This is a genomic window from Seleniivibrio sp. (genome assembly GCF_021209385.1).
Classification (GTDB): Bacteria; Chrysiogenota; Deferribacteres; order Deferribacterales; family Geovibrionaceae; genus Seleniivibrio.
In genome coordinates this window covers 1-11971 of record NZ_JAJOIL010000013.1, presented here as the reverse complement: position 1 = coordinate 11971, position 11971 = coordinate 1, and the positions used below count along the sequence as shown (strand labels likewise).

Annotated in this window: 13 protein-coding genes and 1 tRNA gene; 8 read left to right on the top strand and 6 right to left on the bottom strand. The window is 46.6% G+C overall.

Translation table 11 applies throughout. The features are described from left to right. The first annotated feature begins 12 nt into the window (after nucleotides 1-12). From clpB to modD, 6 genes are all read left to right on the top strand, one after another. Nucleotides 13-2616, top strand: a complete 2604-nt coding sequence (gene clpB, locus LRY47_RS03670; protein ID WP_295222696.1) for an ATP-dependent chaperone ClpB — start codon at nucleotides 13-15, stop codon at nucleotides 2614-2616. A 55-nt stretch (nucleotides 2617-2671) separates the two neighbouring features. Continuing rightward, nucleotides 2672-3598: an RNA polymerase sigma factor RpoD/SigA gene (locus tag LRY47_RS03665; protein WP_295222694.1), complete on the top strand. Its 927-nt coding sequence runs from the start codon at nucleotides 2672-2674 to the stop codon at nucleotides 3596-3598. Next, entirely contained in the window at nucleotides 3598-3978 is a 381-nt protein-coding gene (locus tag LRY47_RS03660) for an acyl-CoA thioesterase (RefSeq protein ID WP_295222692.1), read from the top strand. Before LRY47_RS03665 ends, LRY47_RS03660 begins: the two co-directional genes overlap by 1 nt. A gap of 97 nt (nucleotides 3979-4075) precedes the next feature. After that, entirely contained in the window at nucleotides 4076-4792 is a 717-nt protein-coding gene (gene modA, locus LRY47_RS03655; RefSeq protein WP_295222690.1) for a molybdate ABC transporter substrate-binding protein, read from the top strand. A 1-nt stretch (nucleotide 4793) separates the two neighbouring features. After that, on the top strand, nucleotides 4794-5480 hold the full coding sequence (locus LRY47_RS03650) for an ABC transporter permease subunit (protein ID WP_295222688.1): 687 nt from the start codon (nucleotides 4794-4796) through the stop codon (nucleotides 5478-5480). A 1-nt stretch (nucleotide 5481) separates the two neighbouring features. Next, entirely contained in the window at nucleotides 5482-6318 is an 837-nt protein-coding gene (gene modD / locus LRY47_RS03645) for a ModD protein (protein WP_295222687.1), read from the top strand. Here the strand turns inward: modD and bioB are convergent. The 6 genes from bioB to LRY47_RS03615 form a co-directional block, all read right to left on the bottom strand. After that, the gene (gene bioB, locus LRY47_RS03640; RefSeq protein ID WP_295222685.1) at nucleotides 6311-7255 is read right to left on the bottom strand and encodes a biotin synthase BioB; all 945 of its coding nucleotides are present in this window, start codon (nucleotides 7253-7255) and stop codon (nucleotides 6311-6313) included. The genes modD and bioB overlap by 8 nt on opposite strands. Nucleotides 7256-7257: 2 nt before the next feature. Next, complete coding sequence (locus tag LRY47_RS03635; protein ID WP_295222684.1) at nucleotides 7258-7956, bottom strand: hypothetical protein; 699 nt, start codon at nucleotides 7954-7956, stop codon at nucleotides 7258-7260. Next, nucleotides 7944-8315, bottom strand: coding sequence for an SH3 domain-containing protein (locus LRY47_RS03630; protein WP_295222682.1), 372 nt, complete (start codon nucleotides 8313-8315; stop codon nucleotides 7944-7946). Before LRY47_RS03630 ends, LRY47_RS03635 begins: the two co-directional genes overlap by 13 nt. Continuing rightward, complete coding sequence (locus tag LRY47_RS03625; RefSeq protein ID WP_295222681.1) at nucleotides 8302-9243, bottom strand: AAA family ATPase; 942 nt, start codon at nucleotides 9241-9243, stop codon at nucleotides 8302-8304. The genes LRY47_RS03630 and LRY47_RS03625 overlap by 14 nt, the downstream gene beginning before the upstream one ends. Before the next feature lie 220 nt (nucleotides 9244-9463). Then, entirely contained in the window at nucleotides 9464-9736 is a 273-nt protein-coding gene (locus LRY47_RS03620) for an HU family DNA-binding protein (RefSeq protein ID WP_295222679.1), read from the bottom strand. A 294-nt stretch (nucleotides 9737-10030) separates the two neighbouring features. Continuing rightward, nucleotides 10031-11050 carry an aspartate-semialdehyde dehydrogenase gene (locus tag LRY47_RS03615; protein ID WP_295222677.1) on the bottom strand — a complete coding sequence of 340 codons (1020 nt, stop codon included), beginning with the start codon at nucleotides 11048-11050 and terminating at the stop codon, nucleotides 10031-10033. 125 nt (nucleotides 11051-11175) lie between these two features. On the opposite strand from LRY47_RS03615, the gene LRY47_RS03610 reads away from it, so the two are divergent. After that, complete coding sequence (locus LRY47_RS03610) at nucleotides 11176-11727, top strand: 50S ribosomal protein L11 methyltransferase (RefSeq protein ID WP_295222675.1); 552 nt, start codon at nucleotides 11176-11178, stop codon at nucleotides 11725-11727. Then, nucleotides 11710-11783 (top strand) — tRNA-Arg (locus LRY47_RS03605). The genes LRY47_RS03610 and LRY47_RS03605 overlap by 18 nt, the downstream gene beginning before the upstream one ends. Nucleotides 11784-11971: the final 188 nt, after the last annotated feature.

Sequence of the window (11971 nt, the reverse complement as noted above, 5' to 3'; positions counted from 1 at the left end):
TCAGGAGGAGACATGATTAACTTCAACAAAATGACCATCAAAGCACAGGAAGCCGTTCAGGCGGCGCTGGACGATGCGGAAAAACGCAATCACCAGCAGCTTATGCCCGAACACCTTCTCCTCGCCCTCATAAAACAGGAGGACGGGATCGTTACGCCGCTTCTGCACAAAGCAGGCGTGAACGTGAACAAACTCACCGAAGAGACTGAAAAAATAATCGGTAAACAGCCGAAGGTGGAAGGAAGCGTTCAGCTTTACATGTCGCAGGAAGCCAAAAAGGCTCTGGACTACGCCTTTGACAGTATAAAGAAATTCGGGGACGAATACGTCTCCACAGAACATATCCTCATGGGTGTCGGCGAAAACGCGGGATACGACCTGCGTACAGCCCTCTCCTCCTGCGGATATTCACTGAATACGCTTCTGAAAGCGTATGAAGCTACGAAGGGTTCAAGCCGTGTCACAGACCAGAACCCTGAAGACAAGATGAACGTGCTTGAAAAATACACTATCAACCTCACCGAAGCGGCAAGGAAGGGAAAACTCGACCCTGTTATAGGCAGGGACGAAGAGATAAGGCGTGTCATTCACGTTCTTTCAAGACGTACAAAGAACAACCCGGTGCTGATAGGCGAACCCGGCGTGGGTAAAACAGCCATAGCCGAAGGACTGGCACAGAGAATAATAAACGGCGATGTGCCTGAATCACTGAAAGACCGCACTGTCGCGGTGCTTGACATGGGTGCGCTCATTGCGGGCACAAAATTCCGCGGTGAATTTGAGGACAGGCTGAAAGCTATCCTTAACGCCATTAAAGAGCGCGAAGGCGAGATAGTGCTTTTCATAGACGAGATGCACACACTCGTCGGCGCAGGCAAAACAGACGGCGCAATGGATGCCGCAAACCTGCTTAAACCCGCTCTGGCAAGGGGCGAACTCCACTGTATCGGCGCGACAACCCTTGATGAGTATAAAAAGTACATCGAAAAAGATGCGGCGCTCGAAAGAAGGTTCCAGCCGGTATACGTCAAAGAACCGTCGGTTGAGGACACAGTTTCCATTCTGCGCGGGCTTAAAGAGCGTTACGAGGTTCACCACGGTGTGCGTATTAAAGACAGCGCGCTGGTTGCCGCCGCACACCTTGCTGACAAATACATCAGCGACAGGTTTATGCCCGACAAGGCTATAGACCTTATCGACGAAGCGACTGCAAAACTCCGCATGGAGATAGACAGTCTGCCCACGGAACTTGACGAGCTGGAACGCAAAATCACCCAGCTTGAGATAGACAAACAGGCGCTGAAAAAAGAAAAGGATGCGGCGAGCAAACAGCGGCTGGAAAAACTTGAAGGCGAGCTTGCGAACCTGAAAGAACAGGCATCGGCAATGCGCATTGCATGGCAGAATGAAAAAAACGTCATTCAACAGGTGCGCACCATCAAGGAACAGATTGAACAGGCGAAACATGACATGGCACAGGCAGAGCGCTTCGGCGATCTGACCAAAGCATCGGAGATAAAATACGGCACCCTCGTACAGCTCCAGAAGGAGATGGATGATGCCAATCTGAAACTCACCGAGCTTCAGAAAGGAAAAAGGATGCTGAAAGAGGAAGTGGACGAAGAGGACATAGCCGCCGTTATCAGTAAATGGACGGGAATACCCGCAACCAAACTGCTTGAGGCGGAGGCGGACAAGCTCATAAACATGGAAAAATGGCTGCATAAACGCGTTATCGGTCAGGAGAACGCCATCGCCGCCGTCTGCGAATCCGTCAGACGAAGCCGCGCAGGGCTTAACGACCCGAACAAACCGCTGGGTTCATTTATTTTCCTCGGACCAACAGGCGTTGGTAAAACCGAGCTTGCGAAATCTCTGGCAGAGTTCCTTTTCGACACGGAAGACGCCATCGTCCGTATCGACATGAGCGAATATATGGAGAAACACGCCGTGGCAAGGCTTATCGGCGCGCCTCCCGGATATGTGGGGTATGAAGAGGGCGGACAGCTCACCGAAGCGGTGCGCAGAAGACCCTACTGCGTCATACTGCTCGACGAGATTGAAAAGGCGCATCCGGACGTTTTCAACGTTCTGCTCCAGCTTCTTGACGACGGCAGACTGACAGACAGCAAAGGACGCACAGTCTCCTTTAAAAACTGCGTGGTGATAATGACCTCAAACATTGCGAGCGACCTTATCCACGATTCGTTCGCAAAAGAGGGAAGCTGGCAGGACAAATACACCGAGATACAGAACATAGCGACTGCACAATTGTCCACTTTCTTCCGTCCGGAATTTTTGAACAGAATAGACGATATAATTGTGTTCCACCCGCTGGGTAAAGAACATATTGCCGATATTGCAGAGATACTTATGAAAGGTTTTGCCAAACGTGTGGCAGAGAATGACATTGAACTTAGCTGGGACAAATCTGTCATAGATGAGATAATCAAGGCAGGTTTCGATCAGGCGTACGGTGCAAGACCAATGAAAAGAGCCATAAGGAAACTTGTTGAAAACTTCGTGGCGGAAAAAATTATCAAAGGTGAGCTGAAACAGGGCGACAAAGCCGGGCTTACTTTTAAAAACGGCGCTATGGAGATTATTTTTCCCTAAAGGTTAATTTCGGATTCGGCAATCATGTGCTATAATCTGAAAACGGCAGAGGACTATGAGCGAAGAAACAGAAGATACTCTCGAAGAAAACGAACAGATTGACGACGAAGAGATTGAAGATACTGCTGATGCGGGGGAGGTAGAAGTACCTGCCCCTGTCAGCGAAAACTCGCTGAAACAGTATCTCAACAGCATTTCGCGGTATAAACCCCTTTCCAAGGAACAGGAGTTCGATCTCGGTGTGCGCATTGCCAAAGGAGATCAGGAAGCGCTGAATAAGCTCATCCTCTCTAACCTTAAATTCGTCGTGTCTATAGCAAACAGATATAAAAATACAGGTCTGCCCATTTCCGACCTTATAAATCAGGGCAACCTCGGACTTGTGGAAGCGGCAAAGCGTTTCGATCACACAAAAGATGTTAAATTCATTTCATACGCCGTATGGTGGATACGCCAGTCTATAATTCAGGCGCTGGCAGAACAGTCTGGTACAGTCAAACTGCCCATTAAACAGGCTGGGATCCTCTATAAGATAAACGGGGCTATAGAAAAGCTGAACAAACAGCTGAACAGGGAACCATCTTCTCATGAGCTTGCGGAATATCTGAAAATGGAAGAATCTGACATTGAGAACGTTCTCAGGGTCTCCAGAAACTACCTTTCTCTGGAAGCGCCTATAAAAGACGGCGAAGACCGTTCGTTCATAGACCTTCTGGAATCAGGCTCCGCCGACATCGAGGAAGACATCATCTCCAAAACGCTGAAAGCCGCTCTGGACGATATCGTTGACGAACTTGACGAGCGTGAATCACAGATAATCTCATGGAGATTCGGACTGGACGGTGAAGCTCCGAAAACCCTTGAAGAAATAGGCGAAATGATGCAGATAAGCCGCGAACGCGTGCGTCAGCTTGAAACACGCGCATTGGCGAAATTGCGGAAAAAAGCCATGAAAAATAAATTACAGGACTTCCTCAACTAATGAATACATATCAACACGTCAGACCGGAACACCTGAACCACTACGGAAAGCTTTTCGGCGGAACAATGCTGAAGTGGATAGACGAAGCCGCATGGATGACGGCGTCTCTGGACTATCCAGGCTGTAAAATGGTCACTGTTGCCATGGACAGCATAATATTTAAACATCAGGTTGTGAATGGTTCTATACTCCGTTTTGAGATAAAACCGGAACGTGTTGGCACAAAATCCATTACCTATAAGGTCATCGTTTATGCAGACGAACCGGGCGGCACTATAGAAAAAGAAGTTTTTTCCACAAATATCACCTTCTGCCGCATCGACGCAGAAGGTCGCTCCACTCCCCTACCCATTTACGCACAACTCCGCTCCGAAAGTTAAACCGTTATTCCCAATAACTGTTTGACATGCGTTATTCCTGGTGCTATATAACGTTTATCGTTATATAACCAATAACATAACGTAATCAGGAGGAAAAATGAAAAAGATACTTTTAACGGTTCTTGCTCTTGCCATACTCAGCGTCAGTGCCTATGCAGATGAACTCCGCATAGCCGCAGGTGCAGGGTACAAAGCGCTTGTTGAGGACATGGCTGCCTATTATGAAGCCAAAACAGGTAAAAAAATGGAAAGGATGTACGGAAACATGGGTCAGGTTGCCGCACAGGTTAAACTTGGCGGAGGAATCTGTGCTGTTGTCGGCGAGGAAAGCTTCCTTAAAACATCAGGTATTCCCTACACATCATATAATCCCATCGGTAAAGGCGTTCTCGCCATCATCGTAAGAAAAGGGCTGACAATATCTTCACCCGAAGACCTGAAAAAACCGGAGTTCGCAAAAATCGCAATTCCTGATGCAACAAAAGCTATCTACGGAAAAGCAGGCACTCAGCTTATGAAAAACACAGGCATGGCTGACGAGCTTGAAAAAAGACTTATCCCCGGACAGACAGTTCCTCAGGCAGGTTCATACGTTCTTTCAGGCGAAGCTGACGCGGCGTTCGTAAACATCACATTCGCAGTTAACAACAAAGACAACCTCGGCGGATATATCGAAGTAACAAAAGGCTACTCTCCCCTTGAGATAGCTGCCGCAACACTTGAAGGATGCCCGGTTCCTGAAGATCTGAAAACTTTCATCGGTATGCTCGGCACTCCCGATATGAAAAAAATAGCTAAGAAAAACGGTCTTTAAGATGAATTTGTTTCTGAACGAGCTGACCAACGATCAGATAATCTTTTCGATATTTCTGACGGCAAAGGTCTGCTTCTGGGCTTTTCTCATGCACGGGTTCTTCGGTATTCTTATCGCATGGTACCTGAGCAGTGAGAAAGCCCCGTTCAGGGGCTTTTTTGATATCTTCATATCATTTCCCCTGATTTTCCCGCCAATAGCCACGGGCTTCATCCTGCTCCTTATCCTCGGAAGGTTCGGACTGCTCGGAAAGTACCTTCAGGATATGGGAATAGAGATGATATTCACACAGAAAGCACTTGTAGTGGCGGCGTTCACCGCGGGTCTGCCTCTGGTGGTAAAACCCGTGCAGTCCGCCATATCGTCTTCCGCAAAAAGCCTTATTGAAGCGTCTTTGACTCTGGGCAAAAGCAGACTGACGACGTTTCTCTTCGTTGTGGTACCCAATGTCAAAAAAAGCATTTTTGCTGGGCTGGCGCTCGGACTCGGCAGGTCGCTTGGCGAGGTAGGCATAACACTTATGATAGGCGGAAACATAATAGGCAAAACAAATACCCTTTCGCTGGAAGTATATAATGCAGTTTTTGAAGGTAATTATTTACGCGCAGGTGTCCTCTGCGTTATACTTCTAGGTGTCTCGGTAATCCTTTTCACACTGCTTAGAAAACTTGAGACAAGGAGCGTTTAAGATGTTTTTCACTCAGCATGACATAGACAGATGGATAGAAGAAGATATACCGTTTATAGACCTTACGTCTTCCATTACGAATTTCACAAAAGATTCTCTCAATATCACATTCAAAGCAAGGCACGACACCTGTATCAGCGGATGCGAAGCGGCTGTGAGCGTCCTTGAAAGGGTCGGATGTACGGTAACAAGCTCCCTTAAAAGCGGAGATTTCATCTCTATGGGCGACCTGATAATAGAAGCGGAGGGCACACCCCAGGCAATACATAAGGGCTGGCGTGTTGCTCTTAACCTGTTGGAATATTCATCAGGTATAGCCACAAGGACAAGAAATCTTGTTGCTGCCGCCAGAAAAGCTAACCCGCATATAGTTTTAAGCGGCACCAGAAAGGCATTTCCGGGCACGCGCCGTCTTTCCGTACAGGCTCTTATGGCAGGCGGAGCAGTTCCGCACAGGCTGGGTCTCTCAGAAACAGTGCTGTTCTTTCCGGCGCATTATGACAATGCAGGCGGACTGGAGATGCTCCTTTCGCAGATGCCTCAGATAAGACTTAAATGTCTTGAGAAAAAGATAGAAATTGAGCTTGAGAAGCTTGAGGACATAGAAAAGGCTGTTAAGGCAGGAGTAGACAGCATCCAGACAGACAAAATGACACCTGAACAGGTGGCAGAGACCGTTAAGTTGGTGAAAGCCCTCAATCCCGCTGTTAAAGTCCTCGCAGCAGGCGGCATAAACATAGACAACGCAGAAAGCTACGCCGCTTCCGGCGCCGACATGCTGGTAACTTCTTGGATGTATTTCGGAAAACCTGCGGATATAAAGGCAACAATCAGCTAGATCGTTTGATATATTCCATATCCTCGTCGATTGATATGCCTTTGACAGTCAGATAGTCGCCCACCATAATACCGCTGGCTCCGGCTTTCAGAACTTTTTCAGCGCTGTTTTGAGAAAAAACGATACTGCGCCCGCCGCAAACCCTTATACTGCGGTTTGGCAGAAGAAAACGGAATACAGCAAGTATGCGCATCGCCTCTTCCTCGGAAAGAACAGTAGTCCCCTCTTTCGGAGTTCCTTTGATAGGGTTCAGGAAATTCATTGGCACCGAGTGAACGCCAAGCTCACGCAGGGTCACGGCAAGTTCGTATCTGTGCGCCCATGTCTCACCCAACCCGAATATACCGCCGCTGCAAGTATACAGCCCGGCACGTACAGAATCACGTACCGTCTGAACGTCGTCTTCGTAATCGTGAGTTGTACATATCTGCGGGAAAAAACTGCGGGCAACCTCTAGGTTGTGATGGTAGGCATCAAGTCCGGCATCTTTCAGCTCCATCAGCTTTTCATAGCTGAGACAGCCCACCGACGCATCGGGTTTCAGCCCGTATCTTTTTATGATAATCAGTGATTCTTTTATCTTCTGAAATTCTTCATCGTCCGGCACAAGTCCGCTGGTGACGATGCTGAACCTTTCCACGCCTTTTGCGGCAAGGTCTTTCGCCGCCGCCTCAACACGGTCAAGTTCAATATATTTGTACACGGGAGCGCCTGTTGAAAAATGTGACGACTGAGCGCAAAAGGCACAATCTTCGGAACAAAGCCCGCTTCTGGCATTGATTATAGCGCAGGTCTGCGGTTCTTTTCCCATGAACTTAATTTTTATCTGTTCCGCGTAATTAGTGAGTTCGGCGATATCTGCATTGATGAGAGTTTCAAGCTCGGCATGAGATATCACTTCAAGCGCCAGAGCCTTCTGATAGATGTTTTTAAGCATAATTATTCCGATGCGATAATGAATTTTGAATCCGCAAAACCTGTATAATCCTGCGTTTTAACCTTAAGCCAGCTTTCCCCTTCGTTCCTGACACTTCCGAGGATGGAGACCTGCTGCCACGCAATAAGGATTTCCATCACGTCCGAGTTTTTGGAAGGCGCCCTCCAGAGAATCACTCCATCTTTAACGGCATACCCGAAGCCTGTTTTTGACGTGTCTATCTCCGGACCGGTTGCATATTTTCTCTGGACGGGTTTCGCCTCTTTGGCAGGTTTGCCGATGGGCTCTATTTTTGTAACGCCGTCCTCTTTCTTCGTAACGACGGTAATCTGCGTATCCTCTTCTTCCTGTTTGAGCTTTTGAAGTTCTTCCTGCTTTTCTGCAAGGGTTCTGGCTTCAAGCTTTACAACAAGTTCTTTCATATTACTGAGTGAATCTGAAAGGAGCTGCTGATTCTTTTTGGCAAGTTCGATATCTTTGGTCTGTCTGTCGATATTCACGCCGACAACGTCAACAGAGGTTTTAAGCGTCACAAGTTCATTGCGCATCTGGTCTGTTACGAGTCTGATGTTCCGCACTTCCGAACGGATATCGTCAAGCTGTTTGTCGTAACTTCTGAACTTTGCTCTGGTGCCGCATCCTGTAAGGATGAAAAGGACGGCTGCCAAAGCTATGAACCGTTGCGCTCTTATCTTCCACACTCCCCTGTTTCACTCGCTTTAACAAACTCGGAAAACATATAACCGTCTATGCCCTTATATTTAACTTCCCACCAGCTGCCGTCTCCTGTGAGCCTGACAAGCTCAACTCTGGCTTTGTTTGGCGCATTGCCAATGCTGGCGGCGTTTCTTGAGGGATGCTGACGTATTTTCAGACCACTTGCGGCATCAACACAGCCGTATTTAGGCTGTAAAACCGCAACTGGCGGCTCTTCTTTCACTGGTTCCGGCGCTGGTTCAGGTGCCGGAGGTTCCGGTGTTACAACTGTCTGCGGTTCTTCCTGAACGGGTTCCTGCTGAGGTTCCGCAACAGGCGGAGACATAGGCTCAGGCTCTGTCATTACAACAGGCGGTTCCGTTTGCGTTTTTTTTCTTCAGAGGCATCGTGTGAAACATAAGATAGTATGCGCCGCCGAATATTACTATGAGGGCGGCGAATACAGGCAGAAGCTTCACAGTTCTGCGGCGGCTTACGCCATACAGCATGGCGGCTGCCTGTTTAACAATTGCTGACGTCACTCTCGACGCTTTTTTATCGTTTGCTATCTCGATTGCCTTCTGGGCAACCCTGTTAATTTCTGAGGGGATACCTTTGGAGTAATGATATATCTCTATGTAGGAGCTTTTTCTGAAAAGAGGAAAATCCTCTCCAAGTGCGGTTTTAAGACGGTGTTCGACGTAATCTGCCGTATCTTTCATGGAAAGCGCCGCAAGTTCCACAGTAAATGTAAACTTGGGACCAAGCTGACTGCTGACACTTTTAAGTCTGTCGTGAAGTGCTGGTGTGCCGCAAAGGATCACCTGCACCAGCTTGCACTGTTCGATTTCAATTTCCATAAAGCTGTTAAGCAGTGAAAGGCAGGCGTCTGAAATTACCTCCGCATCGTCGATGATGATGAGGCTGTTTCTTCCCTCTTTGTACTGCTCTACAAAATATTCCATCAGCTTGCCGAAAGCAGCCTGATGATTCTCCTCAGAGTATTCAAGACCGAATCCTCTGCATATCTCTGCCAGAAGCTTTTCAGGTTCTCTGGTACCTGTAGGCACAAAGACAGTGTTGACACCGTTAAGACCTTCATGCAGGATACTGCATGTCATTGTCTTTCCAGTGCCTTTCAGCCCAGTCAGCAGCATAAAACCCTTTCGGCTGTTGATGCCGTATTCAAGCAGGGTTATAGCCTTGTCGTGGGAAATAGAAGAAAAAAAGTATCTGTTGTCTGGGTGAACACTAAATGGTTCGCCTTTAAACCCGAATATGTCTCTGCTCATACCGCCTCTGACAACGCGAAATCATTAAACAAAAAACAATTATAAAGCATTATAAAGAACTTGTCTACATTTTCAAAAATTGCCATCACAACTGATATGTAAAATTATTTTACACGCGTTAGTTAAATATACCACTCTATTTGAAACAGGGCAACAAAAAAAAGCCCTCTGCTTTCGGCACAGGGCTTTTTTATAACAAAAACTATTTCAAATATTCGTCTTAGCCGATGGAATCTTTGAAAAGCTTGCCGGCTGTAAATTTAGGAACTCTTTTTGAGGGGATAGTCATTTCTTTTCCGCTCTGGGGGTTCCTTCCTTTACGCTCTTTTCTCTCGGAAACAGAGAAAGTACCAAAGCCGACAAGTGTAACTTTGTCGTTAGCTTTCAGTGCTTCAACTGTGGCTTCTTCAAAAGCCTTAAGTGCTTTTTCAGCGTCTGATTTTTTGAGACCTGACATTTCTGCGATTTTCTCAATAAGCTCTTTCTTGTTCACTACAACCTCCTAACATCAAGAAGTTAAAATTATATACACATATGAACCCCGAAAATCAAGCAATTATTGTCCGCAGATTCAGATAGGAACACTAATTATTAATAATTAATGAATATATGTCCGCAAAGCAAGTAAAATCGCCCAAAATTAAATTAACTAAGGTTCATTTTTATGCCTGTATTATTACCATTTCAATTGTCTAAAATCAAGTTAAGATACGGATAAACAATGAATTCCCCCGACCCCTTAAAGAGTCGGGGGGAAATTTTATCGTTTTATATTCGCCGACGAATATTATTTTATCAGCAATTCTGCAATCTGTACAGCGTTTGTGGCGGCTCCTTTACGAAGCTGATCGCCCACAACCCAGAAAGTCAGACAATTGGGTCTTGCGATATCGGTTCTGATGCGTCCCACATAACAGTCATCGCCTCCTGCAACAAAAAGAGGCATCGGATATTTGTTGTTCACCGGATCATCCATAAGTATGAGTCCCGGTGCCTTGGCAAACAGTTCTCTTGCCTTTTCGGGGCTTATGGGCTGCTCTGTCTCTATCGTCACAGACTCGGAGTGGGCGGACAGAGTGGGAACACGCACACATGTTGCGCTCACTTTTATCTCGTCGTCGTGGAGCATCTTTCTTGTTTCGTTGAACATCTTAAGCTCTTCTTTTGTATATCCGTTGTCAGTGAACGAATCCACATGAGGGATAACGTTGAAGAGTATCTGGTGAGCAAACTTTTCAACCTTGATAGGGTCGCCGTTTGCCCATGCCTTTGTCTGGTTCATCAGTTCTTCCATAGCCTGTGCGCCGGCACCGGATGTTGACTGATATGAGGATACTACCACATTTTTTATCTTTGAAAAGTCATAAAGCGGCTTAAGAGCCACAAGCATGATAATTGTTGTACAGTTGGGGTTTGCAATGATGCCATTATGTTTAAAAGCATCCTCAGGGTTAACTTCCGGCACGACAAGAGGGACGCTTTTGTCCATACGAAAAGCGGAAGAGTTGTCTATTACCACTGCTCCGGCTTTTACTGCGCTGGGGGCGTAATCAAGGCTTCTGCCTCCGCCCGCGCTGAAAAGAGCTATATCAACCCCTTCAAAACAGTCGTGCGTCAGTTCTTCAACTTTATATGTCTTGCCCTTGAACGTTATCTCCTTGCCCACTGAGCGTTTGGAAGCCAGAAGCTTAAGCTCAGCGATGGGAAAATTTCTCTCTTCAAGGATCTGCAAAAATGTTTCGCCGACAGCACCAGTTGCTCCGGCAATTGCCACGTTATAGGCTGCTTTTTTCTTAAATTCTGCCACGTTGCACCTCGCATACAAAGTTGATGGATACAATTATGCTGAAAGAGCCCTATTGTCAACGAATTTTAGACTATATGATTATATTATTGCTTTTACAATGGTGCATATGTTACCTCTTATTCACCATGGAACGTATAATTTTTGAAATTCCGCTTAAAAACGGAAGCACGGCAAGGATATATCAGGGAGCATTCGGCAGCGGGGAACATGTCACAACGAAAGCCTGCGTTAAACATTTGGAAAACATGGAACTTTCAGGTAAAACCATGCTGGATGTGGGGTGCGGAACCGGTATACTTGGCATCTGCGCTTCGCTCCTTGGTGTTGGTTCTGCTGTGGGATATGACGTTTCTTTCGATGCCTGCCGCACGGCATTGCAGTGCAACGAGCTGAACGGCATCACCAACAACCACATAATCTGCGGATTTGAAACCTGCATAAAAGGTTCTTTCGACATAATCTTCGCCAATATATATTATGATATACTGCTGGCAATATCGGATTTCATCTACGGTTCGCTGAACGAAGGCGGGCTTCTGGTGGTTTCCGGCGTCCCGATAGAGGAACATTACGACATACGAAAGCATTACATGCGATACGGGCTGGAAGTTCTTGACTTGCAGATACATGAAGATTATTGTACTGTTCTTTTCAGCAAAGGGCGATTAGCTCATTAGGATAGAGTGCAGGCCTCCGAAGCCTGAGGTAGTGGGTTCGACTCCCGCATCGCCCGTTAAATTTTCCCTTTATCTACAAATACTTTCTTTTCGTAAAACTCACTTGGCACACTTTGTAGCAATCAGTCATTTTATGCCCTCCACGATCTATGCGAGATCTGATCCTGTTAATGTAAAACAAAGCATTATTCAAACCTCTCAAATATTTATATATTGCACTATGGTTTATATTATAATTTGAATC